The 17,539-nt window shown below is 61.6% G+C and carries 14 protein-coding genes; 4 read left to right on the top strand and 10 right to left on the bottom strand.

Features of this window, described 5'->3' with window-relative positions; translation table 11 throughout:
- Positions 1-107: 107 nt before the first annotated feature.
- The gene (gene lpxC, locus BFQ03_RS24340; RefSeq protein WP_029297841.1) at positions 108-1,019 is read left to right on the top strand and encodes a UDP-3-O-acyl-N-acetylglucosamine deacetylase; all 912 of its coding nucleotides are present in this window, start codon (positions 108-110) and stop codon (positions 1,017-1,019) included.
- Between the two features lie 63 nt (positions 1,020-1,082).
- Here the strand turns inward: lpxC and BFQ03_RS24335 are convergent, their stop codons facing one another.
- The 6 genes from BFQ03_RS24335 to BFQ03_RS24310 form a co-directional block, all read right to left on the bottom strand.
- On the bottom strand, positions 1,083-2,579 hold the full coding sequence (locus BFQ03_RS24335) for a diguanylate cyclase (protein ID WP_032860037.1): 1,497 nt from the start codon (positions 2,577-2,579) through the stop codon (positions 1,083-1,085).
- Positions 2,580-2,685: 106 nt separating this feature from the next.
- Positions 2,686-4,008, bottom strand: coding sequence for an OprD family porin (locus BFQ03_RS24330; RefSeq protein ID WP_032860036.1), 1,323 nt, complete (start codon positions 4,006-4,008; stop codon positions 2,686-2,688).
- 311 nt (positions 4,009-4,319) lie between these two features.
- Entirely contained in the window at positions 4,320-5,684 is a 1,365-nt protein-coding gene (locus BFQ03_RS24325) for a heavy metal sensor histidine kinase (protein WP_032860035.1), read from the bottom strand.
- A complete protein-coding gene (locus tag BFQ03_RS24320) occupies positions 5,674-6,351 on the bottom strand; it encodes a heavy metal response regulator transcription factor (protein ID WP_032860034.1) in 678 nt (225 codons plus the stop codon). The genes BFQ03_RS24325 and BFQ03_RS24320 overlap by 11 nt, the downstream gene beginning before the upstream one ends.
- A 9-nt stretch (positions 6,352-6,360) precedes the next feature.
- On the bottom strand, positions 6,361-9,456 hold the full coding sequence (locus tag BFQ03_RS24315; RefSeq protein WP_032860033.1) for a multidrug efflux RND transporter permease subunit: 3,096 nt from the start codon (positions 9,454-9,456) through the stop codon (positions 6,361-6,363).
- Positions 9,453-10,619, bottom strand: a complete 1,167-nt coding sequence (locus BFQ03_RS24310; RefSeq protein WP_065944190.1) for an efflux RND transporter periplasmic adaptor subunit — start codon at positions 10,617-10,619, stop codon at positions 9,453-9,455. The genes BFQ03_RS24315 and BFQ03_RS24310 overlap by 4 nt, the downstream gene beginning before the upstream one ends.
- A gap of 215 nt (positions 10,620-10,834) precedes the next feature.
- Between BFQ03_RS24310 and BFQ03_RS24305 the strand changes: the two genes are divergently transcribed.
- The 3 genes from BFQ03_RS24305 to BFQ03_RS24295 all read left to right on the top strand — a co-directional run bounded on the left by BFQ03_RS24305 (position 10,835) and on the right by BFQ03_RS24295 (position 14,106).
- Complete coding sequence (locus BFQ03_RS24305; RefSeq protein WP_032860031.1) at positions 10,835-11,077, top strand: hypothetical protein; 243 nt, start codon at positions 10,835-10,837, stop codon at positions 11,075-11,077.
- Positions 11,078-11,223: 146 nt separating this feature from the next.
- Entirely contained in the window at positions 11,224-12,432 is a 1,209-nt protein-coding gene (locus BFQ03_RS24300; protein WP_065944189.1) for a transporter substrate-binding domain-containing protein, read from the top strand.
- Between the two features lie 99 nt (positions 12,433-12,531).
- Positions 12,532-14,106: a methyl-accepting chemotaxis protein gene (locus tag BFQ03_RS24295; RefSeq protein WP_065944188.1), complete on the top strand. Its 1,575-nt coding sequence runs from the start codon at positions 12,532-12,534 to the stop codon at positions 14,104-14,106.
- Between the two features lie 17 nt (positions 14,107-14,123).
- On the opposite strand, the gene BFQ03_RS24290 is transcribed toward BFQ03_RS24295, so the two are convergent.
- The 4 genes from BFQ03_RS24290 to BFQ03_RS24275 all read right to left on the bottom strand — a co-directional run bounded on the left by BFQ03_RS24290 (position 14,124) and on the right by BFQ03_RS24275 (position 17,522).
- Positions 14,124-14,867, bottom strand: a complete 744-nt coding sequence (locus tag BFQ03_RS24290) for a YkgJ family cysteine cluster protein (protein ID WP_065944187.1) — start codon at positions 14,865-14,867, stop codon at positions 14,124-14,126.
- Positions 14,868-14,975: 108 nt separating this feature from the next.
- On the bottom strand, positions 14,976-15,458 hold the full coding sequence (locus tag BFQ03_RS24285) for a GNAT family N-acetyltransferase (protein WP_032860028.1): 483 nt from the start codon (positions 15,456-15,458) through the stop codon (positions 14,976-14,978).
- A 3-nt stretch (positions 15,459-15,461) separates the two neighbouring features.
- Complete coding sequence (locus tag BFQ03_RS24280; protein ID WP_032860027.1) at positions 15,462-16,364, bottom strand: chemotaxis protein CheV; 903 nt, start codon at positions 16,362-16,364, stop codon at positions 15,462-15,464.
- Positions 16,365-16,547: 183 nt separating this feature from the next.
- On the bottom strand, positions 16,548-17,522 hold the full coding sequence (locus BFQ03_RS24275) for a 2-hydroxyacid dehydrogenase (protein WP_032860026.1): 975 nt from the start codon (positions 17,520-17,522) through the stop codon (positions 16,548-16,550).
- Between the last annotated feature and the right edge of the window lie 17 nt (positions 17,523-17,539).

Raw genomic sequence — 17,539 nt, 5'->3', positions numbered from 1 at the left:
TGTATCAGGGCTATGAAGGTGATTGGTGTTCAGCAAAGGTCTGGTCTGTTATTATCGCCAGCCTTTGTTGATACCAGTTCGCAATTTGCGCTGAAGCGGTCCAAGCCATGATTAAACAACGCACCCTGAAGAATATTATCCGTGCCACAGGTGTAGGTCTGCACTCCGGGGAGAAGGTATACCTGACCCTCAAGCCCGCACCTGTCGACACCGGCATCGTGTTTGTTCGTGCCGACCTGGACCCTGTGGTGCAGATTCCTGCTCGCGCGGAAAACGTTGGCGAAACCACCATGTCGACCACATTGGTCAACGGTGACGTCAAAGTGGACACGGTGGAGCACTTGCTCTCGGCCATGGCTGGCCTGGGCATCGATAACGCCTACGTCGAGCTCTCCGCGTCTGAAGTCCCGATCATGGATGGTAGCGCTGGACCTTTCGTATTCCTGATTCAATCTGCCGGCCTGGAAGAACAGGACGCAGCCAAGAAGTTCATTCGCATTCTGCGGGAAGTGACAGTAGAAGACGGCGACAAGCGCGCCACCTTCGTCCCGTTCGAAGGCTTTAAAGTGAGCTTTGAGATCGATTTCGATCACCCGGTATTCCGTGACCGCACCCAAAGTGCAAGCGTGGATTTTTCCAGCACTTCGTTCGTAAAAGAAGTCAGCCGCGCCCGTACCTTTGGTTTCATGAGTGACATCGAGTACCTGCGCAAGCACAACCTCGCACTCGGCGGCAGCGTGGAAAACGCCATCGTGGTCGACGCGGATGGTGTACTGAACGAAGACGGCCTTCGCTATGAAGACGAATTCGTGAAGCACAAGATCCTCGATGCAATTGGTGACCTCTACCTGCTGGGCAATAGCCTGATAGGCGAGTTCAAAGGCTTCAAGTCGGGCCATGCACTGAACAACCAGCTCCTGCGCAAGTTGATTGAGCAGAAAGATGCTTGGGAAGTCGTCACCTTCGAAGATGCCAGCACCGCACCGATCTCTTACATGCGTCCCGTTGCGGCGGTGTAAGTAACAACTCTCTTTCTTTAGTTTTTAAAGGCTGCCTTCGGGTGGCCTTTTTTTATAGCGCAATCAACCTGCGGCATCAACGGTACGGTTGCGCCCGCCATCCTTGGCCTCATACAGCGCCCGGTCGGCACTGAGCAGCAGTTCTTCCAATGACGCATTGCTGCGTTTGTGCCAGCTACTAAGGCCGATGCTCACGGTGACTGGCTGTGTATCCCCGGCCACCCGTGGCAAGTGCTCGACGCTGCTGCGGATATGCTCGGCAATCACCTGGGCGCCCTGGCTGTCGGTATTGGGCAGGATCACCGCAAACTCCTCACCGCCATAACGGGCCGCGAGGTCGGCGGGCCTGCGGATATTGCTCTCGATCACCTGAGCCACACTGCGCAGTGCTTCGTCACCACCCTGATGGCCATGGCGGTCGTTGAAGGCCTTGAAGTGGTCGACATCAATCATCAACAGGGTCAAGGGTTCGCCGGAGCGCTGGGCGCGATCCCATTCCAGGTTCAGGCGCTGGTCCAGTGTGCGGCGGTTGGCCAGGCCAGTGAGCGGGTCGGTAGCTGCCAGTTCTGACAGCACCCCTTCGGCACGATAGCGACGGCGCAACTCCATGCACAACATCCAGGTCAGCCACAGCAAACCGATGCACAACACCCCGGTGGCAGCGCTGATCAGCAGGGCGGCACGTTTCCAGGGGGCGAAGATCTCGTCGTTGGACAAGGCCACCACCACAATCAACGGCAGGGCACCGACATTGGAGAAGGTGTACAGGCGTCGTTGACGGTCGACGCTGGAGACGCTGCTAAAGCTGCCGTCGCGCTCGCGCAGGATCCGGGCAACGTTGGGTCGGGCGCTCAGGTCCTTGTTGATAATGTCCGGCTCCAGCAACGGCTGTTGCGCCAGCAGGATGCCCTGGTGATTGAGCAGGTTGATGGTGCTGTTGTTGCCAATGTTCAGGCTATTGAACAGTTGGTCAAAGTACGACAAACGCATGGACGCGACTGCGACGCCCATAAAGCGCCCGTCGGCGGACGACACACGGCGGCTGAAGGCAATGCGCCAGTTATCCTCACACACGCAGTGAGTCTGGAAGGGGCGGCTGATAAACAGCCCGAGCTCCGGGTTTTGACGGTGCACCTGGAAGTAGTCGCGGTCGGCAAAGTTGCCGGGCTTGGGCTTTAGTAGCGAAGAGTCGGCGATGACCTCGCCGGTCCTGTCCAGCAACAGGATATCGCCCTTGTAGCGTGCGGCCGTCGAGCGGTCGAACAACACCAGGTGGCGGATGTTGGCCGACACACCCTCTAGATCGCTACGCTCGGTGGCGGCGATCAGGCCCTTGAGGGACAGGTCATACAGTTCGACGTTCCGCAGCACATCGGCGTCGATCAGTTGGGTGATGGTGCTCGCCGTACGCTTGGCTGCCTGCAGGGTGTTGGCGTGTTCACGAATCAGCAGCACGGTCACGACACTGACGATCATCAGCACGGTGAGGCCGCTGCCCAGGATCAACATAAACTCCGGGCGACGGGTCGGGCGGGGCGGGCGTGCTGGGCTTGAGCTCATCGGGCGTACTTCTGCGTCGAGGATGCCCTTAGCGTAGTAGCAAGCCCGCAAAAGAGTGCAGAACAAGATGTAGGGGCCGACAAGCCGGCTCCTACAGTGCTACGGGTTAGAACACGTTGATTGGATAGTCGACGATCATCCGGTACTCATCCACATCCCGGTCCACCGCCGAGTAGCCATTGCTGCCACGGTTGGTCGCCCATTGCAGGCGCACCGCCAGGTCCTTGGCCTTGCCGCCCTGCACCACGTACTTGAGGTCGATGTCCCGTTCCCAGTGCTTGGCGTTCTTGCCGTCGGCGTTGTACCAGGCCGAGTAGCCACGGCTGTTGGGGTCGACCTTGGTCAGGTCGGTCTTGCCACTGATATAGGACACCGCCGAGGTCAGGCCAGGCAGGCCCAGACCTGCGAAGTCATAGGCGTACTTGAGCTTCCACGAACGCTCGTTGGGGCCGTTGAAGTCCGAGTACTGCTGGGAGTTGTCCAGGTACACGCTGTCGCCCTGGGCGATGTAGTCGAACGGCGTGTTGCCGTTGACCCGCTGGTACGCGGCGGTGACGCTGTGATTGCCCACGCCGACGGTGAAATGCAGGCTGTAGGTGTTGTTGTCGATATCCCCCAGCAGCGCATGCCCGGTGTCCTGGGTATGGTAGAAGTGCAGGCCCGGGTTGAGGCTGACCAGGTCATTGAGCGCGTAGGTGTAGTCCAGGTCGTAGTAGTACTGGTTCCACACGTCCTTGAGCTCGGAGGCGTACAGGTTGCTGGTCAGTCCTGGCAGGCCGCTCCAGGCCATGCCGGCCCAGTTCATGTGTTGGCTGCTTTCACCTTTGGGCAGCGCGCCATAGCTGGTGCCGATACGCCCATGGCCACTCTGGTTGTAGAGCTTGGCAAAGCTGGCCTGTCCACCTTCGAACATCCAGCCGTCCAGGCTGTGGTTGGTCAGGCTGACGCCACGAAAGGTCTCGGGCAGCATGCGAGTCATGCCACCGGCAATCACCGGGTTGTTGAGGAACAGGTCACCGGCTTTCAGCTCGGTATCGAAGGCGCGCATCTTGAGGGTGCCGCCACCGGTGGAAAACGACCCGGGCGCTTTGCCGCTGCCGCTGCCGTACGGCAGGATGCTGGAGCCATCGGTGCCGCCACCGCCGTCGAGTTTCAGGCCGAGCATGGCGTGGGCATCCAGGCCAAAACCCACGGTGCCTTGGGTGTAGCCGGATTCGAAGATACCGAGAAAACCCTGGCCCCATTCTTTGCTGTCATCGATATGAATGTCGCGGCGGTCGCGGTTCATGTAGTAGTTGCGGGTGTTGATGTTGAGCGTTGAGCCTTCGACGAAACCGTCGGCAGGTGGAGCGTCTGCCGCATGGGCGAGCGGGGAGATAGTTGCTGCAATCGCGAGGAATAACGGGGTGAATGTCAGCGCGGTTTTCACCGGGGAGCTCCTTTGGGTCAGTCTGAACGGCCAATGTCGTGGGGTGTTCCTGGCCTTTTTTACGGCAAAAAAAAGCCGCTGAAGTCAGCGGCTTTAAAACAGATTCCCAGTGTAGAGCCCTGGAAATAAGTCGAGGGAAATGGCAGGGCGGGTCGGCTGTCTTTGCCGTCTCGCTCGTCGGTGCGACATATTGGCGCAGGCGAGCGGTACGGTACAGAGTGTAACAAGATAATGACTGTTGCCCAAACCGCAACAGTCCAGACGATGAAGATCAACCTGTGGGAATGGGTTTATGTGGGAGGTTTGAAAATTCAAATCGGCAGGGTGATACCAAAGGTGTTGCCACCGTGCTCGCTGCGCACAAACACATCCCCGCCATGCATCAACGCAATCGCCTTGACGATGGCCAGGCCCAAGCCATGATTGGCCCCGCTGTTACTGCGCGAGGCGTCAACGCGGTAGAAACGTTCGAACAAACGGGGCAAGTGCTCGCTGGCAATCAGCTCGCCAGGGTTGGTCACCCCGATCACCACCTGCTGCTCCCGGGCTTCAATCCGCACCTCGATCACCTGCCCCGGTGACGTGTGCTGCACCGCATTGCTCAACAAGTTGATCAGTGCTCGCCGTAAATGGGCCTTTTCGATTTTCACCAAGGCATCGCCAACCACCGAGACCTGCACCTGGGCGTCCTCCAGGATGAAGTCCAGGTAGTCGAGGGTGGTCGCCACCTCATCGGCCAGGGAACTTTCAATCAGCTTGGTCGCCTTGCTGCCCTGGTCGGCGCTGGCCAGGAACAGCATGTCGTTGATGATCGAACGCAGGCGCTCCAACTCTTCCAGGTTCGATTGCAGCACTTCGAAGTAGTGTTCGGCGGAGCGGCCACGGGTCAGCGCCACCTGGGTCTGGCCGATCAGGTTGGTCAACGGCGAGCGCAGTTCATGGGCCACATCGGCGTTGAACGATTCCAGGCGCGAGTAGGCGGTTTCCACACGTTCCAGGGTGGAGTTGAAGGAATTGACGAACTGCTTGAGTTCCGGCGGCAGCGGCGACAGTTGCAGGCGCCCGGAGAGTTTCGGCGGTGCCAGTTTTTGCGCTTCATCCGACAACTTGATCAGCGGCTTGAGGCCGATACGCGCGACCCAGAAGCCCAGCAGGGAAGCCAGTACCACGCCGACAAACGCCAGGCTGATCAGCGCCATCAGCAAATGATGCTGGGTGGTGCGGAAGTTGGCGGTGTCGATGGCGATCATAAAACGCAGGGGCGGGCGCTGGTCTTTGGCGGGGAACTGACTGACCAGTACTTTGAACGGGTAGGCTTGCCCCGGCAGGTGCAGGTCGCGTTTGCCCGTCGGCCCTGTGGCAAATTCGCGGATGCGCGCATCCGGGTTGCCGTATTCATAGGTTGGGTCGCTGCTGACCACCCAGAAACGAATGCGCTTGTCCTCTTCCCCCAACAACTTGAGCTTGTTGGCCATCTTGCCCCAGTGATCCTGTGTACCGAAGCGGGTGATCGACGACTCCAGCACGCTGTAGCGCGCATCCAGTTCGGCTCCCGGCAACAGGCCCAGGCCGCGGTCCACCTGCTGGTACAGCGCACCGCCAATCAGCAGGAAAATCACCAGCGCCACCAGGCTGAACATGCCGCTCAGGCGCAGGGCAATGGAGTTACTCGACACTGCGGTTCTCCAGCACGTAGCCCATGCCGCGAATAGTGTGCAGCAGCTTGTGTTCGAACGGCCCGTCGAGCTTGGCCCGCAGCCGCTTGATTGCCACCTCGACCACATTGGCGTCGCTGTCGAAGTTGATATCCCAGACCATTTCCGCAATCGCCGTCTTCGACAGGATTTCGCCCTGGCGCCGGGCCAGGACACTGAGCAACGAGAACTCCTTGGCCGTCAGGTCCAGGCGCAGGCCGGCGCGGCTGGCCTTGCGGCTGATCAGGTCGATCCACAGGTCGGCGATGGTCACCTGCACCGGTTCATGCCCACCGCTGCGCCGGGTCAGGGCTTGCAGGCGCGCTACCAGTTCGAGGAAGGAAAACGGCTTGCCCAGGTAATCGTCGGCGCCTTCGCGCAGGCCGCGAATGCGATCTTCCACGCGCTCGCGGGCGGTCAGCATGATCACCGGGGTTTGCTTGCGCGCCCGCAGGGCACGCAGTACGCCAAAACCGTCGAGGCCGGGCAGCATCACATCCAGCACGATCACCGCGTAGTCGCTTTCCAGGGCCAGGTGCAGGCCCTCGACGCCATCGTGGGCGACGTCCACCGTATAGCCTTGCTCCGTCAGCCCGCGATGCAGGTAGTCGGCAGTTTTTTCTTCGTCTTCAATAATCAGGACACGCATGACCCCGCCTCAATGTGTGGTCGCCAGCCCGAGCGCCGGTTTGGGTCTGTGGAAAAGTTTCTCAAGGTACAAGTATATGACCGGTGTGGTGAACAGCGTCAGCGCCTGGCTCACCAGCAACCCACCGACCACCGCGATGCCCAGTGGCTGGCGCAGCTCCGCGCCGGGGCCTGCGCCGAGCATCAGCGGTACGGCGCCCAGCAGGGCGGCGAGGGTGGTCATGATGATCGGCCTAAAACGCGTGACACAGGCTTCGTAAATCGCATCGCCAGGTGCCAGCCCACGTACGCGCTGGGCTTCCAGGGCAAAGTCGATCATCAGGATGCCGTTTTTCTTGACGATGCCGATCAACAGCACCAGGCCGATCAAGGCCATGATCGAAAAGTCCTGGCCCAACAGCCACAGCATGATCAATGCGCCGAGGCCGGCGGAGGGCAGGGTCGAGATGATCGTCAGCGGATGCACGAAGCTTTCGTATAACACGCCAAGGATGATGTAGACCGCCACCAGCGCCGCGAGGATCAGCCATGGCTGGCTGGCCAACGAGCTCTGGAATGCCTGGGCCGCGCCCTGGAAGTTGCCGATGATGGTGCTCGGCATGCCGATCTCGTTCTTCGCCTGGTCGAGCATGATCACCGCGTCGCCCAGGGCCACCCCCGGCGCCAGGTTGAACGACAGGTTGGCCGCCGGGAACATACCGTCATGGCTGATGGACAACGGTCCGACGGTTGGCGGATCAACCTTGGCCAGCGCCGAAAGCGGCACCATCTCGCCACTGAGCGGCGAGCGCAGATAGAAATAATTCAGGCTCTCGGCCTTGCCCCGTTGTTGGCTGTCCAGCTCCAGCACCACCTGGTACTGGTTGGTCTCGGTCTGGAACTCATTGACCTGACGCTGGCCGAACGCGTCGTACAGCGCCTGGTCGACATCGGTGGCCGTCAGCCCAAACCGCGCGGCCGCCTGGCGGTCGATGCTGATGTGGGTGATGCTGCCGCCCAGTTGCAGGTCGTTGGACAGATCGCGAAAGGCCGGGTTGGCGCGCAGTTTTTCGGTCAGGCGCTGGGTCCAGGTATTCAGGGTTGCGCCATCGTTGCTCTTGAGCACGTATTGGTACTGGCTGCGGCTGGGCCCGGAGCTGAGGTTGATGTCCTGGCCGGCGCGCAGGTACAGCACGATCCCCGGTACCTGGGCCAGTTTGGCGCGAATCCGGTCGATGAACTGGCTGGCGGACACGTCGCGATCGCCGCGATCCTTCAAGGCAATCCAGAAGCGGCCGTTGGCAATGGTCTGGTTGCTGCCGGTCACGCCCACCGAGTGTGAGAAATTTTCCACCGCCGGGTCGGCCTTGATGATCTCGGCCAGGGCCTGGTGCTTGGCCACCATATCGGGGTAGGACACATCGGCGGCCGCCTCGCTGGTGCCGAGGATAAAGCCGGTGTCTTGTACCGGGAAAAACCCCTTGGGAATAAACACGTAGCCGGCCACGGCCAGGCCCAGGGTCACGGTGAAGATAGCGAGCATCGTGCGCGGATGGGCCAGTGCCCGTCGCAGGTTCCGGGCATAGCTGGCCAGCAGGCGCTCGCCAAAGCCCGGCTTGTCGTGGGGAGGGTGGGTGGGCGCGCGCATGAACTGCCCGGCCAGCATCGGCGCCAGGGTCAGGGACACCACCACCGAAATCAGGATGGTCGAGGTCGCGGTCAGGGCAAACTCCTTGAACAGGCGCCCGACCACGCCACCCATGAACAGCAGTGGGATAAACGCGGCCACCAGCGAGAAGCTGATGGACACCACGGTAAAACCGATTTCGCCGGCCCCCTTGATCGCTGCCTCGCGCTTGTCCAGGCCCGCCTCAAGGTGACGATGGATGTTCTCCACCACCACAATCGCATCGTCCACCACAAAGCCCACGGCGATGACGATGGCCACCAGCGTCAGGTTATTCAGGCTGAACCCCATCACGTACATCAAGGCGAAAGTGGCCACCAGCGATACCCCCAGCACGCTGGAGACAATCAGGGTTGCCGACCACTGGCGCAGGAACAGCGCCATCACCGCCACCACCAGCAACACGGCGATCAACAGGGTGATTTCCACTTCATGCAGCGAGGCGCGAATGGTCTTGGTGCGATCCGACAACGAGCTGACATCCACCGACGCCGGCAGCATCGCCTGCAGGCGCGGCAGCTCGGCCTGGATGCGGTCCACGGTGTCGACGATGTTGGCCCCCGGCTGGCGGAAAATCACCAGGTTGACCCCTGGCGTGTCGCCAGACCAGGCCTGCACGTAGGCGTTCTCCGAGCCATTGATCACCCGCGCCACATCGCGCAGTTGCACGGGCGCGCCGTCTTTGTAGGAAACAATCAGCTCGCCATATTCCTCGGGATGAAACAGTTGGTCGTTGGTCGACAGCGTCGACACGCTGTCGCGCCCATACAGCGCGCCCTTGGCCAGGTTCAGGCTCGATTGCTGGAGCACCAGGCGGATGTCGGCCAGGGTCAGGCCAATGGCGGCGAGCTTGTCCGGCGAGGCTTGCACGCGAATGGCCGGGCGCTGCTGGCCGGTGATGCTGATCTGGCCCACCCCGTCGATCTGGCTGATCTGCCGGGCCAGGAGGGTTTCCACATAGTCGCTCAGTTCGGTGCCAGGCATGTTGTTGGAACTGATGCTGAGGATCAGCACCGGGCTGTCCGCCGGGTTGACCTTGCGCCAGGTCGGCAGGTTGGGCATGTCGCTGGGCAACTTGCCGGCCGCGGTATTGATCGCCGCCTGCACTTCCTGGGCGGCGGTATCGATGCTCTTGTCGAGGGTAAATTGCAGGGTCAGCAGCGTGGAGCCCAGGGCGCTGCTGGAGGTCATCTGGGTCATGCCGGGGATGGCACTGAATTGCACTTCCAGGGGCGTGGCCACCGAGGACGCCATGGTGTCGGGGCTGGCGCCGGGCAGTTGGGCGGTGACCTGGATGGTCGGGAACTCCGCCTCTGGCAGCGGCGCGACCGGCAGGCGCGGGAAGGCAATCAAGCCCAGCAGCACCAGGGCAAAGGTCAGCAGCAGGGTGGCGACCGGATGGTCGACGCACCAGGCCGATACCGAACCATGGCCTTTCATGGCCGGGCCTGCGCTTGGGCCGTCTGGATCACTTGCGGCGGCTCCTTGAGCACCTCCACCTGGGCGCCGGCCTTGAGGCGTGACTGGCCGTCGCTGACCAGCACATCGCCGGACTGCACCCCGGTGACAATCGTCAGGTCACTGTTCTGGTAGGTCACGTGTACGGGGACCACGTCCACCTTGTCGCCATTGAGGCGGTACACGAAGTGCGAGTCCATGCCGCGCTGGACCACGGTCGGCGGCACCACCAGGGCCGCCTTGTCGAGGGCGGTCTGGATCTTCACCGTGACCAGTTGCCCTGGCCATAGTGTTTGCGTGGCATTGCTGAATTCGGCCTTGGCGCGGATGGTGCCGGTGGTAGCGCTGATCTGGTTATCGATCAGGCTCAGGCGGCCTTCGCCAAGCAGGACCGCCGCCGGGCTATCGGTGTCGGCGCCGAGGAACGCATCGACACTGGCCGGGTGCTGCGCGGCGATCAGGCCTTGCAGGGTCGGCAACATCTGTTGTGGCAGGGAGAACTCCACCGCGATCGGGTCGATCTGCGTCACCGAGAACAGGCCTTGGGTATCGCTGGTGCGCAGGAAGTTGCCTTCATCCACATTGCGAATCCCCACCCGGCCGCTGACGGGGGAGCGAATCTGCGTGTAGGAAAGTTGTACCTGGGCCGCATCAATCGCCGCCTGGTTGCCCTGTGCCGTGGCCTTGAGCTGGTTGACCAGGGCTTGTTGCTGGTCATACGTCTGCTTCGACACACCGTCGTCGATGCTCAGCTCCTTGTAACGCTTGAGATTGACCTGCGCCACCTGCAACTGCGCCTGGCTTTCGCCCAACTGGGCCTTGGCCTGGTCGAGGCTGGCGCGGATCGCCCGGTCATCGATGCTCGCCAGCAGGTCGCCGGCCTTGACCAGTTGCCCTTCCTTGACCTGCAATTGGGTGAGAATGCCATCGACCTGGGGGCGAATCACCACACTGTGCAGCGACAGCACCGAGCCGATCCCGCTGACAAAACGCGGGATATCCTGTTGCGCGACACTGACCACCCGCACCGGAATCGCACTGGAGGCGGACAGCTTGGTCTTGGTTGGCCGGATCGAGAGCCAGGCCACAGTCGCCAGGGCCACGCAGACGAGCACAATCAAGGTGGTTTTTCGTTGAATGTGCATGGGCGAGCGGCGTCCGGACAGAGAGTTGGAAGGCTGGATGCTCTTTATAGCCTGCAAACCCGGTCAGCAAAGTGACCGTTAACTGACAGCGCTGTCAGCAAAGGTCGACCATTCGTACGAGCAGTGGTTAAAGAACTAGGGCGCGCAGGTATACTGCGCGCCAGTGTGGCCTGCAAGGCGGGCCCGCGTCATTTTTTGCACGTTCCGGAGCTTCCATGACTTCCCCGACACAATCGCCTGTTGAAAGCGCCGAATTGGCTGATCCCGCCAACCCAGACAGCCTCGACAGTGAAGCCAAGCCGGTAATTCCTGCTTTTAAGTTCCCTTTCAAACCGGGTGAACTGGCCGGGGCGAAAGACGGTAATCAGCCGTGGTACAAAAACGGCGCCAAGAACGGCCACACCAAGACCCCTGGTATGGCGCCGCCAGGCACACGCCGCTCGATGGGTAAACGCTAACGGCAGTTGTGCCTACAATCATTGCTGACTTTTCGCCTTGTCGGTCCATGACTCTTTCTTGAAAGCTTGCTCGATACCCCTTCGCCCCACCTGGCTGGCAGAAGCCCCGGTTGAAGGCGTTGGTCTTTCAAGAAAGGGATGTCTTCATGGCTTTGGCAAAGATCTTCGTGTTATCCGCTGGGCTGTTGTCAGGCGGCTTTTTTGTTGGGGCAGCAGCCGGTGCTGCGCCACGCAGCGAGATCCGCTTCGCGATCTCCCCGCTGTTTCCTCCCTATGAAAGCCGTAATGCACAAGGGCAGTTGGTCGGCCTGAACATCGACTTGGGCAATGCCTTGTGTGCCCAGCTCGACGCCCGCTGCATCTGGGTCGACCAGGTATTCACCCGCAGTATCGAGGCCCTCGAAAACCGGCGTTTCGATGCGATCATGGGTATGGCTTCAACGCCCCAGCGCCGCAACTTGATCGACTTTACCGACGATTTGTACCCCCTGACCACGCACTTGGTAGCACGTAGGTATTCCGGGCTGATGCCCACGGTGCGCGCCCTCAAGGGCAAGCGTGTGGGCGTGCTGACCGGGAGCAATCGTGAAGCCTTCGCCCAGGCACAATGGGCACCGGCCGGTGTGATCATCAAGAGCTTCTGGCTCAACGACCAGTTGATCCGCAGCCTGGTGGCCGGTGATATCGACGCGACGCTGCAGGGCACCGCAGAAATCCGCCAGGAACTGCTCGACACTGAGCAGGGGCAATCTTTCGACTTCGTCGGCCCGCCAGTCACCGGGCAGCAGATGGGCACCGCCGTGGCCATCGGCGTGCGCAAATCCGATCCAGAGTTACGCAGTGACCTTAACCGGGCGCTGGAGCAGCTCAGGCAGAGCGGCGAGCATCGGCGCATTCTCCAGAACTATCAGGAGCAAGAGCCCGACGCCGCCACCGTGCAAGACACCAATGGGCCGCAGTTCTACCCCACTGATGTGGAGCTGCCCTTTTCCGAGGCTGTGCGGGTGGGCAGCACGCTGTATATCTCGACTATTTTGGGTGTGGATGCGAACCGCAATCTGGTCAGAGGGGGCACGGGCGCGCAGATGACACAGGTGATGAAGACCCTGCACGACCTGCTGGAGCGCCATCAGTCGTCGCTGGACCGAGTGGCCAAATGCACCTTGATGCTGGTCGAGCTGGATGACCTGGCCCTGGTCAACCAGGTGTACCTGGGTTACTTCGCCAGTAGCCGCTTGCCCGCCCGCAGCGTACTGGCCGTACGCAGGCTGCCGCGCGGCGCACGGGTGGCGATCGAGTGTGTGGCCCAGACCGAGGACCATCACGGGGCGGTGGTGATCACACCGGGCAACTAAATGCGTGGAACATGAGCTGGATCAGTATTTGCTCAAGCGGTGCGCTTAGAGTCGGTGCCCCTTGCCGACTCCCTCAATAACCCCCCGAGCGCGCTTTCCATGAAGATCAATCTCCCGGTCACGGGGCGAAGTGTGGACATTGCCCAAGACGCCAATATCCTCTCGACCACTGACCTCGGCAGTTCGATTACCTACGCCAACCAGGACTTCATCGACGTCAGTGGCTACAGCCGCGAGGAATTGTTGAGCGCGCCACATAATCTGCTGCGCCATCCGGACATGCCGTCGGCGGCCTTTGCCCATATGTGGCAGGCCCTCAAGAGCGGTCGCTCGTGGATGGGCATGGTGAAGAATCGCTGCAAGAACGGTGATCATTATTGGGTCAGTGCCTATGCCTCGCCGGTCACGCGCGACGGCGTGGCGGTGGAATATCAGTCGGTACGCACCAAGCCTGATGCGCGGCGAGTGATGGCGGCGGAGCGCGCTTATGCGCGCCTGCGTGCAGGGACTCGGCGCTGGCGGCCAATACTGGAGATGCCCTTGAAGTTGTCGCTGGTCACCGGCGCAACGTGCGTCCTGACCTGGGGCGTGGGGGCTGGGTTGGCGAGTTATTCATGGGCGTTGCAAGTGCTGGGCCTGGCGGCAGTGGGCGCGGCGGGGGTATTGGGCATCAATCTGTTGTTGCGTCCCCTGAAGCAATTGAGTGAGCGGGCGCGGCAGATTGCCGACAACCCCGTCAGCCAGGCGATCTACACCGGGCGCGCGGATGAGCTGGGGCAAATCGAATTTGCCATGCAGATGCTTGAGGCCCAGGTAGGCGCGGTGGTCGGCCGGATTGGCGATGCGTCGCAGCGTTTATCCGGGCACGCCGCCGCATTGGTCGAACAACTGGATAGCAGTCACACCAGCACCCTTGGCCAGCAGAGCCAGACCGATCAGGTGGCAACCGCCATCCAGCAGATGGCGGCCAGTGTGGCGCAAGTCGCCCACCATGCCCAGCAGGCCTCGAAGGCCGCAGACCAGGCCGGTAGCGAGACCCGCGAAGGTCATCAGCGGGTGGACGAAAGCCGCGATGCGGTGCTGCGCCTGTCTCAGGAGCTGGCCAGGGCCACCACCGTGATCCATCAGTTGGAAAACCACAGCGGTGATATTTCCAGTGTGCTGGAAGTGATCCGGGCGATTGCCGAGCAGACCAACCTGCTGGCGCTCAACGCGGCCATCGAAGCCGCGCGGGCGGGCGAACAGGGCCGTGGCTTTGCGGTGGTGGCCGACGAAGTGCGCGGCCTGGCCCAACGTACCCAGCAATCGACCAATGAAATCCAGCGCATGATCAGCACCCTACAGGGTGGCGCCCGGGATGCGGTGATGGCCATGGAGCAAAGCAGCCAACATGTCGACGTCAGTGTCGAGCATGCCCAGCGTGCCGCATCGGCCCTGGACGGCATCAGTCAGCGGGTCAACCAGATCACCGCGATGAGTGTGCAGATCGCGACGGCGGTGGAAGAGCAGAGCGCGGTGAGCGAGGACATCAATCGCAATATCGTCAGCATCCGCAATGCTGGCGAGGCCACTGTCAGTGCCGGCCAGCAAAGCCAGCTCAGTTCGGGCGACGTGGCGGCACTGGCGCAAGACCTGCGGCGGCTGGCAGAAGAGTTCTGGGGCAAGCGCCGCTAGCGTTTGCCCGTGTCAGGTCAGGCTGCGCGCAGGGAGATAAACGCATAGTTGGCTGGTACTTCTGTGGCTATCTGCGCCCCGGCGTCCAGCAACTGTTCGGCAATGTCCATTCCGGAGACATGAAATGCCCATTCATGGGCCTCGGCGGGTTGCTCCACCGCCAACTCAATGGCCTGGGCAAAGGCGCCCATGTCCGGCAGGTACGCGGTAAAGCCATCGCCCTTGAGCGCGGTGGTGCGAATCCCCAACAGGGCGCACACCGCTTCCTTGGTCTGCACATCGTCACGGTCGGCCTGGCGGGAACGGCGGATCAACTCTGCCAGTTCCAGGTCCATCAGTTCGCCGCCGACGATCAGCGCCGGGCCCTGTTCCCAGGCGTGCGGTGGGCAATCCTTGGCGGCCGGGTTCAGCGGGATATGCGGGTTGATCTCCATCGGGTAGATGCGACAGACCAGCGGGCGACGCTCATAGATCCCGCAGCGGTTGTCTGCGTCAAGATTCCGACAGGGCCCGGCGTTGTAGGCGGCAAAGGTGATTGCTACAAACGCTTGGGTTGTGCCGCTGGGCACCACCACCGAACGCCGTTCGGCATGCTCGCGTTGCTGCAGTGGCAGGCCCAGGCCGTTGCCCAGGAAGCCTTCCACCAGAACGATGACATTGCCACCGTCTGCCGCCCACATGCGGGCTTCGTCGAGGGTCAGGGGTACATGGTGATCGGTGCAGCATTTGCCGCAACCTACGCAGGAAAACTGAGTATTCATGGAGGATCTGCTACCAGGCCAGGTCAGAGGGCTCTCTAGAACGGTGACGGGTTTTTACCTCTATCCGCCGTTCAGAGACTCTGGAAGCAAGTTATGCGCCAGTGCCTGTCAGTCTTGCGGCACCACGTCGCGCAGGACAAAGACCATGCCCGCACTCTCATACAACTGACGTGCGCGCAGATTGCTCTCGCGTACCTTGAGGTCCACATAGGGTTCGCCACGCTGCTTGAACACCTGGAAGCTATGCAGCAACAAGGCGCGCCCCAGGCCCTGGCCCTGGGCGCAGGGGTGTATGCAGAGGTGCTTGATAAAGGCACTGGTCCAGCACTGTGCGACGCCGAGAATGCCATCACCGTTACTGGCCACCAGGCACAGCGTGGGGTCGAATTCTGCGTCGGTGACGAACTGCTGCTGCCAGGTGTCCAGGTTGGCGACGCGGCCACCGCCCTGTTCCTGGGTCATGCGCAATACCGCATGAATCGCCGGGGCCAGCTCTTCGCGGTAATGATCCAGGCGGGTGTCGGCCGGCCACTGTGGTGCGGGCAGGCTGCCAGTGAGGTCGCGGCGTAGCAGTTGGTAATACTCTGTCACCGTCTACAGGCCTTTCTGCGCCACGGTCTGGGCCGCGACAACCAGGCATTTGGTCAGTTCGGGCGACGAGAACTTGGTCAATACCGCGTCGGCACCGGCCAGGCGCGCTTTTTCGCTGTTCATCGCGCTGTCCAGAGAGGTGTGCAACAGCACGTAAAGGTCCTGGAAGTCCGGGGTTTCGCGCAGGGTGCGGGTGAGGGCATAACCGTCCATTTCCGACATCTCGATGTCAGACACCACCACATTGATCTGCCCGGCAGTGCCTTGCAGCTCCAGCAGCACGTCGATGGCTTCCTTGGCGCTGCGTGCGGTGTGGCAGGTCAGGCCGAGGTTGCGCAGGGTGTGTACCGATTGCTGCAGGGCGACCTGGCTGTCGTCCACCACCAGGATGCGTGCATGGCCGAGCACTTCGGCCTCTTCCATGGTCAGGTCGGTGGGGGCCACTTCGATCTGGGCGGGGGCGATGGCATGGATGACTTTTTCGATGTCCAGGACCTGTACCAGCACCCCATCAACCTGGGTCACGCCGGTGATAAACGAGCGCGTGCCGCCGGAGCCAAAGGGCGGCGGGCGGATATCGGTGGTCAGGCAATGCACGATCCGGCTCACGGCCTGCACATGCAGGCCCTGCTTGGAACGGCTGACATCGGTGACGATCAGGCAGCCGCCGTCGGGGTCTTGCAGGGGCATTTCGCCCAGCGCGCGGCTGAGGTCGATCACCGACAAGGCCGCGCCACGCAGGGTGGCGATGCCTTTGACGTGGGGGTGGGACTCCGGCAGCTTGGTCAGCGGCGGGCAGGGAATGATTTCGCTGACTTTCAGCAGGTTGATGGCCATCAGCTTGCCGCTGCGCAAGGTAAAGAGCAGAAGCGAGAGTGAATCTGCGCGGGCTTTGGTGGTGGACATAAAAACCTTCTGTGGATCAGGGATAACAATCTTCTATGGGAGGTTATCGACGCAGGCACAAAAAACTGTAGGAGCGAGCGTGCTCGCGAAAAACCCGAGGACGCCGCGTTTATTCAGGATAGACGCGTTATCGTTAATGTTTTTCGCGAGCACGCTCGCTCCTACAGTGGGTTGTGTTGTGTCTTAGCCTTTCCACACCTGCGGGTTCACCAGATCCTGCGGGCGCTGGCCCAACAATGCGCTGCGCAGGTTGTCCAGGGCGCGGTTGGCCATGGCTTCGCGGGTTTCATGGGTGGCCGAACCGATATGCGGCAAGGTCACCGCATTGCTCAGTTGGAACAGCGGCGACTCGGCCAGCGGCTCCTTCTCATACACATCCAGCCCAGCGCCGCGAATGGTGTGGTTTTGCAGGGCCTCGACCAGCGCGGGCTCGTCCACTACCGGACCCCGGGAGATGTTCACCAGGATTGCACTGGACTTCATCAGCCCCAGTTCGCGAGTGCTGATCAAATGACGGGTTTTCTCGCTGAGCGGCACCACCAGGCACACGAAATCCGCCTCGGCCAGCAACTGGTCCAGGCTACGAAACTGCGCGCCCAGTTCCTGTTCCAGCGCGCTCTTGCGGCTGTTGCCGCTGTAGAGAATCGGCATATTGAAGCCCAGGCGCCCACGGCGGGCGATGGCGGCGCCGATATTGCCCATGCCGACGATGCCCAGGGTCTTGCCGTGTACATCACAGCCAAACAACGGCGCGCCGACACTGGCTTTCCACTGCCCGGCCTTGGTCCAGGCGTCCAGCTCGGCCACGCGACGGGCGCTGCTCATCAGCAGGGCGAAGGCCAGGTCGGCGGTGCTTTCGGTCAGCACATCGGGGGTATTGGTGAGCATGATCCCGCGTTCGTTGAAGTAGTCCACATCGTAGTTGTCGTAGCCCACCGAGACGCTGGACACCACCTCCAGCTTGCCCGCACCTTCGAGTTGCGCACGGCCCAGCTTGCGGCCCACGCCGATCAGGCCGTGGGCGTGGGGCAGGGCTTCATTGAATTGCGCGTTGATATCACCGAGCTTGGGGTTGGGCGCGATGACGTCAAAGTCCTGTTGCAGGCGTTCGATCATCTCGGGGGTGACACGGCTGAAGGCGAGGACAGTCTTTTTCATCGCAAGTGGGGCTCATC

Source organism: Pseudomonas sp. 25 R 14 (assembly GCF_900004755.1).
Classification (GTDB): domain Bacteria; phylum Pseudomonadota; class Gammaproteobacteria; order Pseudomonadales; family Pseudomonadaceae; genus Aquipseudomonas; species Aquipseudomonas brenneri.
The sequence above is the reverse complement of the archived record's forward strand: the minus strand, read 5'-3'. Positions and strand labels throughout refer to the sequence as shown.